The organism is Streptomyces sp. NPDC111507 (genome assembly GCF_055638955.1).
The window spans coordinates 524,840-538,334 of the sequence record NZ_JBVKBU010000004.1 but is presented as its reverse complement, the minus strand read 5'-3'; the positions used below and the strand labels follow the sequence as shown (position 1 = coordinate 538,334).

The following is a 13,495-nucleotide window of genomic DNA, read 5'->3' as shown; positions in this document are numbered from 1 at the left end:
GCTGTAGTGCTATCCGGGGCAGTTTCCGACCGTTGCCCGTGCAACGGCCCGAGTGTGCGCCCGTGCAGTTTCAGAGCAGTTCCCGACGAGTACGAGGACGAGGACAGACGTGCCTACCGGCAAGGTCAAGTGGTTCAACAGCGAGAAGGGCTTCGGCTTTCTCTCCCGCGACGACGGCGGCGACGTCTTCGTTCATTCCTCGGTCCTGCCCGCCGGAGTAGATGTGCTCAAGCCCGGCCAGCGCGTGGAGTTCGGCGTCGTCGCCGGACAGCGCGGTGACCAGGCGCTTTCGGTGACCATCCTGGACCCGACCCCCTCCGTCGCGGCTGCCCAGCGCCGCAAGCCGGACGAACTGGCCTCCATCGTGCAGGATCTGACGACCCTTCTCGAGAACATCACGCCGATGCTGGAGAAGGGCCGCTACCCCGAGAAGGCCTCCGGCAAGAAGATCGCGGGCCTTCTGCGAGCGGTCGCCGACCAACTCGACGTATAGCCCGCGGGCGGGCGGACGGAAGCGTCGGAAGCGTATGCGGGCCGAGGGGCGTGGTCAGCCCCTCGGCCCCGTCCATGCCGTCGGCCGGGGATCAGGGGAACGACAGGGTGTGGGGTCCGAGTGCCGGGACCAGTCCTTCGGCGGCGGCACGGGTGAGCAGGCCCCGGATCGCGGCGTAGCCGTCCTCCCCGAGGTCGGCGGTGAACTCGTTGACGTACAGGCCGATGTGCTGGTCGGCGACGGCCGGGTCCATCTCCTGGGCGTGTTCGAGGACGTAGGGGCGGGAGATCTCCGGGTCGTCCCAGGCGGCGCGGACCGAGGCACGGACGGCGTCGGCGAGGCCCTTCAGACGCTCCTCGCCCAGCGCGCGCTTGGCGATGATCGCGCCGAGGGGGATGGGCAGTCCGGTCGTGCGCTCCCAGTGCTCGCCCATGTCGGCGAGCTTGTGCAGCCCGTAGTTCTGATACGTGAAACGGGCCTCGTGGATGACGAGTCCGGCGTCGACCTTTCCGTCCCGTACCGCCGGCATGATCTCGTGGAAGGGCATGACGACGATCTCGCCGACCCCGCCGGGAACGGTGTCCGCGGCCCAGAGACGGAAGAGCAGGTAGGCGGTCGACCGCTCGCTCGGCACGGCGACCGTGCGCCCGGTCAGGTCCGCGTCCGGCTCACGGGTGAGGACCAGGGGCCCGCAGCCCCGGCCCAGCGCGCCCCCGCACGGCAGCAGCGCGTACTCGTCGAGGACGTACGGCAGGACGGCGTACGACACCTTCAGCACGTCGAACTCGCCGCGCTCGGCCATGCCGTTGGTGATGTCGATGTCCGCGAAGGTCACGTCGAGCGCGGGCGCGCCCGGGACGCGGCCGTGGGCCCAGGCGTCGAAGACGAAGGTGTCGTTCGGGCAGGGCGAGTACGCGATCTGCAGCGTCTTCTCAGGGCTGGTGGTCTGGGTCATGTGGGTTCCAACTCTCCAGGACGGGCGCGAGCTTCCCGAACGCCTCGGTGAGGGCCGCGAGAGCCTCCCCGATGCGCCAGGCGGCGCGGTCGCGCGGGCCGACGGGGTTGGAGACCGCGCGCATCTCCAGTACGGGCACACCGTGCGCGGCGGCCGCCTCGGCGACGCCGAAGCCCTCCATGGCCTCGGCGAGGGCGCGCGGGTGGCGGGCCCGCAGCTCGGCGGCGCGCTCGGCGCTGCCCGTCACGGTGGACACGGTCAGTACGGTTCCGGCGCGTCCACCCGTGGCCGACACGACTTCTCGTACGAGTGATGGTGGCGGACGGTGGCTGACGGTCCCGAACCCGAGCTCGGTGACCGGCAGGAACCCGTCCGCGGTCTCGGCGCCCAGGTCCGCCACGGTGATCTCGTCGGCGACGACGAGGGATCCCACCGGGGCCTGAGGCTGAAAACCGCCCCCGATCCCGGTGGAGACGACGAGGTCGTAGGGGGCGCCGTCCAGGGCGGCCGCGGTGAGCGCGCCCGCGGTGGACGCGGCGGCCGGCGCGGGCCCCACCCCGGCGGCCAGCAGATCGAGGGTCACGCGGGCGGACGTGCTGTCGCGGGCGGCCGGGGACAGCCGCTCCAGGGTCGTCCCGGGCAGCCGCAGCGAACGGCCGGTGGCAGTGAACGCCCCGGCCACCGCGTCCCTCTCCACGGGAACGGCGGTGGCCACCAGCACCTTCAGCCCAGCGGCAGCGATCAGGCGTCCTTCTTGAACTTGAAGGTCCACAGCCCGGTCACCGTCTTGTCGCCCTCCTTGATGGAGACCAGCGTGGAGTTGCCGCTCGCGCCGTACTGCGCATTGAAGAACACGCTGCCCGGGATCGTGCGGTACGTCTTCTTGCTGGCGTCGGTCAGCGGCTGACCGTTCATCAGGATCGTCCAGCCGTTGTCGGCGATCTTCGGGTCCACACCGAACCGGACGGTCTCGTCGGGGTCGACCTTGATGGACTTGATGTCCGTGGCCTTGAGGCACTTGGCCAGGTCCGCGGCCTTCACCTCCTTGCCGTCGTTGTAGCAGTCGGTCTCGGAGCTGACGGAGTTCTTGCCGACCGTGATGGTGGCCAGCGGCGTCGGCTTGTCACAGGCGGACAGGACGAGAAGTCCGGCGGAAACGGCGCCGAGAGCGGCAACGGCGCGACGGCGATGTCCATTGGCGGCTCTGCCGCGGGGCAGGGAGGTCATGGCCGAAGGCTATCGGGCACGTCCACCGCTCTCCCCACGTGGGGTACGGCGTGCCGCCGTCAGGCCACGCGTGAGCGCGCCGGGCCCCCGCGCCGCGCCGCGCCGAGCAGCCCCCGCGTGGTGGTCAGCCATCCGACGGCGACGATCGCGGCGGCCACCGACAGGCCGAGCGTGCCGTTGAGGGGCAGCACGATGCCGATCGCGCCGCCGAACACCCAGGCCACCTGCAACAGCGTCTCCGAGCGCGCGAACGCCGACGTACGGACGAGTTCCGGCACGTCCCGCTGGATCAGCGCGTCCAGGGAGAGCTTGGCGAGCGCCTGCGAGAACCCCGCGACCGCCGTCAGACAGGCCACCAGGAAGGCCCCGAAGAAGAGGGCGGCGGTGATCGCGGCGCCCAGCACACACGCGACGACCGTCACGATGATGATCTCCGGGGCGCGCGATTTCAGCCAGGCCCCGACCGCCGTGCCGAGCGCGTTGCCCGCGCCCGCCGAGACGCCCACTATCCCGAGCGAGACGGCCGCGCTCTCGCCGGTGAGCGGGTGCTCGCGGAGCAGGAAGGCGAGGAAGAAGATCAGGAAGCCGGAGAGACAGCGCAGGGCCGCGTTGGCGCCGAGGGCGTGGGTGACGGCCGTACCGACGGTGCGCAGTCCCGGCCGCCGCAGCTTGTCCTTGATGAGCTGCGGTCCGTGCAGATGCTCCTCGTCCGCGACCAGCAGCGCCCGGTCCTCGCCCTTGGCCGAGTCGACCTTGGGCGGCAGCGTGAACGACAGGAACGTGCCCGCGATGAAGATGACGAAGGCGCCGTAGAGCGGATAGCGCGGGCCGAGGGCCTGCAGCCCCGCCCCGATCGGCGCGGCGATGCCGGTGGCCAGGAGTCCGCCCAGGGTGACCCGGGAATTCGCCTTCACCAGGGAGAACCGGGGTGGCAGCAGCCGCGGCACCACGGCGCTTCGTACGACCCCGTACGACCTGGACGCGACCAGCACGCCCAGCGCGGCGGGATACAGCTCCAGGCTGCCGGTCACGACCGCGCCCGACAGCAGCAGCGCGAGCAGGGCCCGGGCGAACATCGCGCCCGCCATCGCGGCCCGGCGGCCGTGCGGCAGACGGTCCAGAAGCGGGCCGATCACCGGGGCGAGGACGGTGAAGGGCGCCATGGTGATGGCGAGGTAGAGAGCGACGCGCCCGCGTGCCTCGTCGGTGGGCACCGAGAAGAAGACGGTGGAGGCGAGCGCGACGGTGATCATGACATCGCCGGCGCCGTTCACCGCGTGCAGCTCGATCAGTTTCCCGAGGCCGGATTCGCCCGCCCCGTGCGCGTGGGTCGCCTTGCGGATCCCGCGCGCCGTTCCGGTCACCGGGAAATGCAGGGCACGGCCCACCGCGCGGACGGAACCGGTCATCCGGCCCGATCCGCCACTTCTGGTGCCCCCCTTGGCAGCGCCGACACCGGCGGCTCCTTGGGGCGACCTTGCGGCTGCCACTCCGCAATAGTGCCCCGAGAAGTGCGTACGTAGTGGGGTTACCGCGCGTATGGCGGCCGAGTGGGCTGGTGAGGGGCCGCATGCGGGGCGCGTGTCGGGGTGCCGAACCGGACCGGGGCGGGGGCGAGGAGCGTTTTCCGGCCGACCGCGACGGTTGTGCGAGGTTCTTTTCGATCCGTACGAGAGGGCGTGTGGGGTGGGAAAACACGGCCTCGGAGGGGTCCGGAAACCTGGCGCGGAGTGCGGAAGCGCCCCGCCGGTGTGGGCCCAGGGCTCAGGAGAAGGTAGCGTGCGTAGCGCGCCTGCGGCGGTTGTTCTCGGCCGCGCGCCTCTCGGTCATCCCGCAGAATGGATGACGTAGGTGCGCCCGAGTGCGATCGGGCGTGGACGTCGACGCGGCCCACCGGTCCGCTCCGTCCGCACTCCCGCCGAGGAATGGCGCACCCGTGAGACGGCGTAGGAGAGAAGCGATACCTGTGAGCGCAGCGACAACGCGAAGCCGCACCCCCGACCGCCTGTGCGCCGAGGCCGTCGACCTCGCGCGCACCGCCGCCGAGGAGGCCGCCGCCCCCGGCGTCGTCGGCGAGCACGTGGGACTGGTCTCCGAGGGGGACCGCGTTGTCACGCACTACTTCGAGTGCAAGGAGTTCGGGTACCGCGGCTGGCGCTGGGCCGTCACCGTCGCCCGTGCCTCCCGCGCGAAGGTCGTCACGCTCGACGAGACGGTGCTGCTGCCCGGCCCCGACTCCCTGCTCGCCCCCGAGTGGGTGCCGTGGAGCGAGCGGCTGCGCCCCGGGGACATGGGCCCGGGCGACCTGCTGCCCACGGACGCCGAGGATCTGCGTCTGGAGCCCGGTTTCTCCGGGGAGGACGAGCCCGCGCCGAACTCCGCGGTCTCCCAGGACATGGCGGAACTGGTCGAGGCGGAGGACGCCGAGGTCACCGCCGGCACCCCCGCGCACCTGCCGTTCGCCCCGCGCCGCGGCTCGATCGCGGCCGTCGCGGAGGAACTCGGCCTGCGCCGGGCGCGTGTCCTCTCCCGCTACGGCCTGCATGTCGCGGCCGACCGCTGGGAGGAGTCGTACGGCCCCAAGACGGCGATGGCCCAGGCCGCCCCCGCGTCCTGCGTCAGTTGTGGCTTCCTGAACCCCATCGGGGGCTCGCTCGGGCAGGCGTTCGGTGTCTGCGCGAACGAGTTCTCTCCGGCGGACGGGCGTGTCGTCTCGCTCTCCTACGGCTGCGGCGGCCACTCCGAGGCCGCGGTCATGCCCAAAACTCCCCGCCCGGCCCCTCCGGTCATCGACGAGACCCAGGTGGACCCCTTCCCCCTGCGCCCGTCCCCGGACTCCGGTTCGGTCTCCCTCACCCCCGACGAATCCGCAGCCGAACTGGGCCACTCGTAAGATCCCTCGCCCCGCGCCCGCAGCGGCGCGGGGATCTGCGCGACCAGCCCCCAGTCGGCCGTAGCCGGGCGATTCGGGCGGGCGGAGGCGCGGGTCCTGGAACGGCGGGTGCCCTGCGGGTTTTCAGGGGCGCGGGGATCTGCGCGATCAGCCCTCACCGGCCCGCGGACAGGGGATCTGTGGGCGGGGATTCCGGGGCGTAGCCCCGGTTCAGGCACCCCGGCGGCTCGCACGCACCGTGGGCCGGGCCGGAACCCCTTCCGCCGCGCGGTACCTTCGTGCCGCGGCCGAGCCCAGCGCTCGCGACCGCGCGAAGCGAGAGGGAGAGTGAACCGTGAGCAAGTTCGTGCGGCCGGCAGCCGAGGGCGCGGACCCGTTCGGCACGGCCCGCCTGCGCCGCGGCGTGCAGGACGCCTGGGCCACCAGCCCGGCCCGGTTCCGCGAGGACGCCAACGCCGAGGAGGACCTCGTCCTCGGCGGCTACCGGGACCGGCTCGTCGTCGAGCTCGCCCAGAACGCCGCCGACGCGGCAGCCCGCGCCGGCGTCCCCGGCCGTCTCCGCCTCACCCTCCGCGACGGAGTGCTCCTCGCGGCCAACACCGGCGCCCCCCTCGACGCGGCCGGCGTCGAATCGCTCGCCACCCTCCGCGCCTCCGCGAAGCGGGACGCGCACGACACCGCCGTCGGCCGCTTCGGCGTCGGCTTCGCGGCCGTCCTCGCGGTGACCGACGAGCCCGCCGTGGTCGGCCGGCACGGCGGCGTGCGCTGGTCCCTCGCCGAGGCCCGCGAACTGGCGGCGGACACCGCCCGCCACAGCCCGGGCCTCGGGGACGAGATCCGTCGGCGCGACGGTCATGTGCCGCTGCTGCGGCTGCCGTTCGCGGCCGAGGGCACCGCCCCGGACCCGTACGACACCGTCGTGATCCTCCCGCTGCGCGACCCCGCCGCCGAGGGCCTCGCCGAGCGCCTCCTGCAGAACATCGACGACGCCCTCCTGCTCGCCCTCCCGGGCCTGGACGAAGTGATCGTCGAGGTCGGGGAGGGCGACGAGGACGTACGCACGCTGCGACGCCGCGACGACGAGCACGGCGTCACCATCGAGGACTCCCGCCACGGCACCACGCCCTACCGCACCGTCTCCCACCACGGCCCCCTCGACCCCGCCCTGCTCGCCGACCGCCCGGTCGAGGAGCGACTGCGCCCGCACTGGTCGGTGACCTGGGCCGTCCCGGTGGACGAGGACGGCACGCCCGCCCGGCCCCGTACCAGCCCCGTCGTGCACGCGCCCACCCCCAGCGACGAACCCCTCGGCGTGCCGGCCCTCCTCATCGCCTCCCTCCCGCTCGACACCACCCGGCGCCATGCCGCGCCCGGCCCGCTCACCGAGTTCCTGGTGGAGCGCGCCGCGGACGCCTACGCCGAACTCCTCGCCGCCTGGCGCCCCGTGGACACCGGGATCATCGACCTCGTGCCCGGCCCCCTCGGCAAGGGCGAGCTGGACGGCACCCTGCGCCAGGCGATCCTGGACCGGCTGCCGCGTACCGCCTTCCTGCCACCCGCCGTCCCGCAGGCCAAGGACCAGGACACTCCGGTGGACTGGCCCGAGGGCGAGAGCGACGCGACCGGAGCCGGGATCGGTCTCGCGGAGATCGCGGAGAACCCGGACGCCCTCCGGCCGCGCGACGCCGAGGTCGTCGAGGGCGCCGGTGCCGACACCGTCCGCGTCCTCGCCGAGGTGATCCCCAGCCTGCTGCCCGCCGGGCTGGAACGCCGGGTGGAGCTGCGGACGCTGGGTGTCGCCCGCGTCCCGCTCACCGAGGCGGTGGACCGGCTGGCCGGCCTGGAGAAGGACCCGGGCTGGTGGCGGCGGCTGTACGACAGCCTCGCCGGCGTCGACCCGGACCGGCTCTCCGGCCTGCCCGTACCGCTCGCCGACGGCCGTACGACCATCGGCCCCCGCCAGATCCTGCTGCCGCTCCCCGAAGGGCCCACTCCCGACGACACCTGGGCCGCCACCTCCGACGCCCTCGCCCGCCTCGGCCTCAAGGTCGCCCACCCGGACGCCGCCCACCCCCTCCTGGAGAAGCTGGGCGCCCTCCCGGCCACCCCCCGCGCCGTCCTCACCACCCCGCAGGTGCGTGCCGCCGTCGCCGCCTCCCTCGACGACGAGGGCGCGGCCTGGGACCAGGAGACCCCGGACACCGAGGAGCTGGCGGACCTCGTCCTCGCCCTCGTCCGTGACGCCGGCCTCGAACCCGGCGACGAACCCTGGCTCGGCGCCCTCGCCCTGCCCGACGAGGAGGGCGAACTCCTCCCCGCGGGCGAACTCGTGCTGCCCGGCAGCCCCTTCGCGCAGGTCATGCGCGAGGACGAACTCGCCTTCGTCGACGGCGAGCTGGCCGACCGCTGGGGCGAACAGCCGCTCGCGGCCTGTGGTGTGCTCGCCAACTTCACCCTCGTCCGCGCCACCGACGTCGTCCTCGACCCGGACGAACTGGAGCCCCGCGACTCGGACTTCGCCGAACCCGACGACGCGGGTCTGCTGGACGCCGTCGACGTGTGGTGCGAGGACGTCCTCGACCGGCTGCCCGACACGCCGGTGCCGCCGGTCGCGACGGAGATCGTCGCCGTACGGGACCTGGACCTGGTCGACGACGACCGCTGGCCGCAGGCACTTGCCCTGCTCTCCCGGCCGCCCCTGCGGGACGCGCTCACCCAGCCGGTGCGGATCCTCCTCCCGGACGGCACGCACGAGATCGTCCGGCCGTACACGGCCTGGTGGCTGCGCGACCACCCCGTCCTCGACGGCCGCCGCCCGGCCGGTCTGCGGGCCGAGGGCGGCGACCCCCTCCTGCACGGCCTGTACGACGCCGTCGACGCCACCGGTTTCGACGACGAGCAGGTCCTGCGGGCGCTGGGCGTACGCACGTCCGTGGCCGCCCTCCTGGGTGAGCCCGGCGGCGCCGCCGAACTCCTCGACCGGCTCGCCGATCTCGACCGCGAGGTCTCCGGAGCGCAACTCCACGCTCTCTACGGGGCCTTGGCCGACCTCGATCCCGAACAGGTGACCCTGCCGGACGAGTTGCGGGCCGTGGTGGACGGCGAGGTGGCCGTGGTGGACGCCGCCGACGCCGTGGTCGTCGACTCGCCCGACCTGCTGCCCTTCACCGGTGGCATGCCGCTGCTCCCCGTACGGCCCGCGCGCGCCGCCGATCTCGCCGAGCTGTTCCAGGTGCGGCGGCTCAGCGAGTCGGTGACCGGCGAGGTGACCTCGGAGGGCACCGAGCACGACGTACCGGAGTCCGTGCGGGTCCTGCTGGGCCCCTCGACCCCCACCTCGTACGTCGAACACGAGGAACTCGTCGTCGACGGCACCGAATTGGACTGGCGCCGCACGCGGGACGGGGTGCTGCACGCCGCCACCCTGGAGGGCGTGGCGGCCGGCCTCGCCTGGGCGGCCGGACAGTGGCCGCGCCGCTTCGAGGTCGCGGCCCTGCTGGAGGACCCGTCCCGCACGGAGGAACTGGCCCGGGACCGCTGGTTCGACTGAGCTCGGACAGGGGCCCGTCGGAGGGCGTACGCGGTCGTCCGCGTCCCCTCCGGCGGGCTCGCACTGTGACCTTCGTCATACCCGCACAAAGGTTCCACGGGCCGTACAACCATTCGCTCGCCTCGCGAATCTGATCACCCGAGTCAACAGACTCCATGATCACTTGGGCCCCAAGGGAAGACGAGCCGTGAGGAACGACCACTCACCACCGGGGCCCCTTTCTCCACTTGGGGATCGCATGCGCATTCGCGCCACTGTGGCCGCCGTCTCCGGCGCCCTGGCCCTCTCTGCCTTCGTCGTGCCGGCCGCTCACGCCGACGAGGCCCATGGAGACACCAAGATCTCCAACGTCGTCGTCAACGGCGGCAAGGGGGTCGTCTTCGGCACGACCACGAAGAAGACCTTCACGGTCACCTTCACGGCCACCGACAACTCCGGCATCAAAATGGCGCTCGCGGTCCTGTACCACGGCGCGAACATCGACGACTCCGACAACGGCGCCGTGCCGAACGAGAACGGCGGCGCGAAGGCCACCTGCACCGCGGTCAGCAGCACGACCTCGAACTGCAAGGAGACCTTCACGATCCAGGCCAACGAGCAGCTGCTCAACGCGCACGCGGGCACCTGGAAGGTCTGGGCGATCGCGCAGGCCAAGGACAACAACTACGTCCAGAAGGACAACGCCAAGAGCTTCTACGTCCAGCGCGCCTCCAAGCTGACGGTCAACGCGGCCCCGGAGCCGGTCAAGAAGGGCAAGACCATCACGGTCACCGGTGCCCTGACCCGCGCCGACTGGCAGACCGGCAAGTACACGGGTTACACCGGCCAGCCGGTGAAGCTGCAGTTCAAGAAGAAGGGCGCCAGCGCCTACACCACGGTCAAGACGATCAAGACGACCTCGGGTGGCGCGCTGAAGACGACGGTCACGGCGTCCGTCGACGGCACCTTCCGCTACTCCTTCGCGGGCACCACGACGACCCCGGCCGTCAGCGCCACGGGCGACTACGTCGACGTGCAGTAGTCACCACCAGCTGTTCCGTGCTTCTCCCCGCGTCCCCTCCAGGGGCGCGGGTTCGTCGTTTCGCACCTCGCTCGGTTCGTCAGCCGGCACATCAACCCATGGGGGGAATCCATGCGCAAGCGCACCACCACCGTCGCCCTGCTCGCGTCCTTCGCCGCAGCCGGAGCCGCTCTGGCGCCCGCGGCCTTCGCGGACGGCAGCCAGGGGGACACGAGGATCACCAAGGTCGTCGTGAACGGCGGCAAGGACGTCGTCATCGGCGCGGCGACCGTCAAGAAGTTCACGGTCTCGGTCACCGCCACCGACGACAAGGGCATCAAGAGCGCCGACATCACCCTCAACGGCCCCGGCTACGGCATGCTCACCACGTCCTCGGTGAAGTGCGTCGCCGCGAGCGCCACGACGTCGACCTGCTCCACCAGCTTCACCGTCGACCCGCGGGTGTACGACGTCACGAGCGACCAGGCGGGCACCTGGTACGTGGACGCCTGGGTCGACGCCAACGGCGACGACTCCAACTTCATCTGGAAGGAGAAGGCGGGCAGCTTCAAGCTCCAGCGCCTCTCCAAGCTGACGGTCAACGCGGCCCCGGAGCCGGTGAAGAAGGGCAGGACCATCACGGTCACCGGTGCCCTGACGCGCGCGAGCTGGGAGTACGGGAAGTACGTGGGCTACACGGGTCAGCCGGTGAAGCTGCAGTTCAAGAAGAAGGGCGCCAGCGCCTACACCACGGTCAAGACGGTCAAGACGACCAGCGGCGGCGCCCTGAAGACGACGGTCAAGGCGTCCGTCGACGGCACCTACCGCTACGCCTTCGCCGGCACCACGACCACCCCGGCGGTCAACGCCACCGGTGACTACATCGACGTGAAGTAGTACCCGCCGTACCCGCCGTACCTGTCGGCACGGCTCACGCCGGGAAGCGGCGGTCCACCCATTTCCACAGGAACTCCAGGGTGGCCGCCGCCACCACCGAGATGCCCACCGCGATCCACGGCATCTGCACGCCCACCAGCTTCAGGGCGAAGAAGTGCTGGAGCCAGGGCACGATCAGTACGACGAGGAACGCCAGGCCCATCGAGGCCACCAGGGCGACGCGCCACCAGGTGTACGGGCGGGCGATGATCGCCAGCACCCACATCGAGATCAGGAACAGCGTCAGCGTGGCGGCGCTGGTCTCCGCGTCCAGCTCGCCCGGTCCGGTGTAGTGGTGACGGGCCACCAGATACGTGATGAAGGTGGCGACGGCCGCGACGACGCCGCCGGGGATCGAGTACCGCATGACCCGCCGGACGAAGTGCGGTCTCGCCCGCTCCGTGTTGGGCGCGAGCGCGAGGAAGAACGCCGGGATGCCGATGGTCAGCGTGGACAGCAGGGTCAGGTGCCGGGGCAGGAAGGGGTATTCGACCCGCCAGCACACCACCAGGATGGCCAGCAGCACCGAGTAGACCGTCTTCACCAGGAAGAGGGTCGCGACGCGGGTGATGTTGCCGATGACCCGGCGGCCCTCCGCGACCACCGAGGGCAGCGTCGAGAAGCTGTTGTTGAGCAGCACGATCTGGGCCACCGCCCGGGTCGCCTCCGAGCCCGAGCCCATGGACACGCCGATGTCGGCGTCCTTCAGGGCGAGCACGTCGTTCACGCCGTCGCCCGTCATCGCCACCGTGTGGCCGCGTGACTGGAGCGCGCCCACCATGTCCCGCTTCTGCTGCGGGGTGACCCGTCCGAACACCGTGCCCTTGTCCAGCGACTTCGCCATCTCCTCCTTCTCGTCGGGAAGGTGGCGCGCGTCCACGACAGTGCCGCTCAGGCCGAGCTTCCCGGCCACCGCGCCCACCGAGACCGCGTTGTCGCCGGAGATGACCTTCGCCTTGACGTCCTGCTCGGCGAAGTAGCGCAGGGTGTCCGCCGCGTCCGGGCGCAGACGCTGCTCCAGGACCACCAGGGCGGTGGGGCGGGCGCCCTCCGTCACCTTGGGGTCGTCGAGGTCCTTCGAGGCCTTGGCGAGCAGCAGCACACGCAGCCCGTCCTCGTTCAGCCGCGCGGTCTCGGCGAGCGCCGGATCCCCGTCGGGCAGCAGGACGTCGGGGGCGCCGAGCAGCCACGTACTCGACTCGCCGTTGCCCTCGCTGAAGGACGCCCCGCTGTACTTGCGGGCCGAGGAGAACGGCAGCGACTCGGTGCAGCGCCAGTCCTCGCTGTCCGGGTAGGAGTTGATGATCGCCTTGAGGGAGGCGTTCGGGCGCGGGTCGGACTCGCCGAGCGCCCCGAGGGCCTTGCGTATGTACGTCTCGTCGGCGCCCTGGACGGGCCGCAGCTCGGTGACGTCCATGCCGCCCTCGGTGAGGGTGCCGGTCTTGTCGAGGCAGACGGTGTCGATGCGGGCGAGGCCCTCGATGGCGGGAAGTTCCTGCACGAGGCACTGTTTCCGGCCAAGCCGGATGACGCCTATCGCGAAGGCCACGGAGGTGAGCAGGACTAGCCCCTCGGGGACCATCGGGACGATCCCGCCGACCGTGCGGGCGATGGAGTCCTTGAAGCCGTGCTGCTTGACCACGAGCTGGCTGATGACCAGACCGATCGCGGTCGGGATCATCATCCACGTCACGTACTTGAGGATCGTGGAGATACCGCTGCGCAGCTCGGAGTGGACCAGTGTGAACCGGGACGCCTCCTCGGCGAGCTGCGCCGCGTACGCCTCCCGTCCCACCTTCGTCGCGGTGAACGCGCCGCCGCCCGCGACCACGAAGCTGCCCGACATCACCGCGTCGCCGGCGCGCTTGACCACCGGGTCCGCCTCACCGGTGAGCAGTGACTCGTCGATCTCCAGACCGTCCGCCTCGACGCACGAGCCGTCCACGACGATCTTGTCCCCCGGCCCGATCTCGATCACGTCGTCCAGCACGATCTCCGACGTACTGACCTCGCCCGCGACCCCGTCCCTGCGGACCGTCGGCTTCGCCTCGCCGATCACCGCGAGCGAGTCCAGGGTCTTCTTGGCCCGCCACTCCTGGATGATGCCGATCCCGGTGTTGGCGATGATCACGTACCCGAACAGGCTGTCCTGGAACGGCGCCACGAACAGCATGATCAGCCAGAGCACACCGATGATCGCGTTGAACCGGGTGAAGACGTTGGCGCGGACGATCTCGCCCATGGAGCGGCTGCTGCGCACGGGGACGTCGTTCACCTCGCCGCGGGCGACCCGTTCGGCCACTCCGGCGGCGGACAGCCCCGGGGCCCGCTTGGGGGCGGGCAGGGGCACGGGGTGAACAGGGTCGAGTTCGGCGCCCGCGTCGATGTGCGTCATGCATTCGACGGTACGTGTGGAAATACGGCTTCACCCGCCGAGTGCC

General features: G+C 71.7%; 10 protein-coding genes. 5 read left to right on the top strand and 5 right to left on the bottom strand.

The window, feature by feature from the left end; genetic code table 11:
* Window positions 1-109: 109 nt before the first annotated feature.
* Window positions 110-493 carry a cold-shock protein gene (locus tag ACZ7M2_RS20130; protein ID WP_054235168.1) on the top strand — a complete coding sequence of 128 codons (384 nt, stop codon included), beginning with the start codon at window positions 110-112 and terminating at the stop codon, window positions 491-493.
* A 91-nt stretch (window positions 494-584) separates the two neighbouring features.
* Here the strand turns inward: ACZ7M2_RS20130 and ACZ7M2_RS20125 are convergent, their stop codons facing one another.
* The 4 genes from ACZ7M2_RS20125 to ACZ7M2_RS20110 are packed head-to-tail and all read right to left on the bottom strand — an operon-like array spanning window position 585 to window position 4,165.
* Window positions 585-1,448, bottom strand: a complete 864-nt coding sequence (locus ACZ7M2_RS20125; RefSeq protein ID WP_471596389.1) for a 1,4-dihydroxy-6-naphthoate synthase — start codon at window positions 1,446-1,448, stop codon at window positions 585-587.
* Window positions 1,426-2,163 carry a futalosine hydrolase gene (locus ACZ7M2_RS20120; protein ID WP_471596388.1) on the bottom strand — a complete coding sequence of 246 codons (738 nt, stop codon included), beginning with the start codon at window positions 2,161-2,163 and terminating at the stop codon, window positions 1,426-1,428. The genes ACZ7M2_RS20125 and ACZ7M2_RS20120 overlap by 23 nt, the downstream gene beginning before the upstream one ends.
* Window positions 2,164-2,189: 26 nt before the next feature.
* The gene (locus tag ACZ7M2_RS20115) at window positions 2,190-2,675 is read right to left on the bottom strand and encodes a DUF2771 domain-containing protein (protein ID WP_471596387.1); all 486 of its coding nucleotides are present in this window, start codon (window positions 2,673-2,675) and stop codon (window positions 2,190-2,192) included.
* Window positions 2,676-2,734: 59 nt separating this feature from the next.
* Window positions 2,735-4,165 carry an MFS transporter gene (locus ACZ7M2_RS20110; protein ID WP_403689410.1) on the bottom strand — a complete coding sequence of 477 codons (1,431 nt, stop codon included), beginning with the start codon at window positions 4,163-4,165 and terminating at the stop codon, window positions 2,735-2,737.
* Window positions 4,166-4,641: 476 nt separating this feature from the next.
* Between ACZ7M2_RS20110 and ACZ7M2_RS20105 the strand changes: the two genes are divergently transcribed.
* From ACZ7M2_RS20105 to ACZ7M2_RS20090, 4 genes are all read left to right on the top strand, one after another.
* A complete protein-coding gene (locus ACZ7M2_RS20105) occupies window positions 4,642-5,568 on the top strand; it encodes a DUF3027 domain-containing protein (protein WP_352044099.1) in 927 nt (308 codons plus the stop codon).
* Window positions 5,569-5,902: 334 nt separating this feature from the next.
* Window positions 5,903-9,118, top strand: a complete 3,216-nt coding sequence (locus ACZ7M2_RS20100; protein ID WP_471596386.1) for a sacsin N-terminal ATP-binding-like domain-containing protein — start codon at window positions 5,903-5,905, stop codon at window positions 9,116-9,118.
* Between the two features lie 238 nt (window positions 9,119-9,356).
* The gene (locus tag ACZ7M2_RS20095; RefSeq protein ID WP_471596385.1) at window positions 9,357-10,139 is read left to right on the top strand and encodes a DUF5707 domain-containing protein; all 783 of its coding nucleotides are present in this window, start codon (window positions 9,357-9,359) and stop codon (window positions 10,137-10,139) included.
* A 111-nt stretch (window positions 10,140-10,250) separates the two neighbouring features.
* On the top strand, window positions 10,251-11,015 hold the full coding sequence (locus ACZ7M2_RS20090; RefSeq protein WP_471596384.1) for a calcium-binding protein: 765 nt from the start codon (window positions 10,251-10,253) through the stop codon (window positions 11,013-11,015).
* A gap of 34 nt (window positions 11,016-11,049) precedes the next feature.
* Here ACZ7M2_RS20090 and ACZ7M2_RS20085 read toward each other — a convergent pair whose 3' ends face one another.
* Entirely contained in the window at window positions 11,050-13,449 is a 2,400-nt protein-coding gene (locus tag ACZ7M2_RS20085) for a cation-translocating P-type ATPase (RefSeq protein ID WP_471596383.1), read from the bottom strand.
* Between the last annotated feature and the right edge of the window lie 46 nt (window positions 13,450-13,495).

What these genes read in the sequence shown, in the direction of transcription:
- ACZ7M2_RS20085 (WP_471596383.1), bottom strand. Translation starts at nt 13,449, where the DNA reads ATGACGCACATCGACGCGGGCGCCGAACTCGACCCTGTTCACCCCGTG.
- ACZ7M2_RS20095 (WP_471596385.1), top strand. Translation starts at nt 9,357, where the DNA reads ATGCGCATTCGCGCCACTGTGGCCGCCGTCTCCGGCGCCCTGGCCCTC.
- ACZ7M2_RS20090 (WP_471596384.1), top strand. Translation starts at nt 10,251, where the DNA reads ATGCGCAAGCGCACCACCACCGTCGCCCTGCTCGCGTCCTTCGCCGCA.
- ACZ7M2_RS20125 (WP_471596389.1), bottom strand. Translation starts at nt 1,448, where the DNA reads ATGACCCAGACCACCAGCCCTGAGAAGACGCTGCAGATCGCGTACTCG.
- ACZ7M2_RS20115 (WP_471596387.1), bottom strand. Translation starts at nt 2,675, where the DNA reads ATGACCTCCCTGCCCCGCGGCAGAGCCGCCAATGGACATCGCCGTCGC.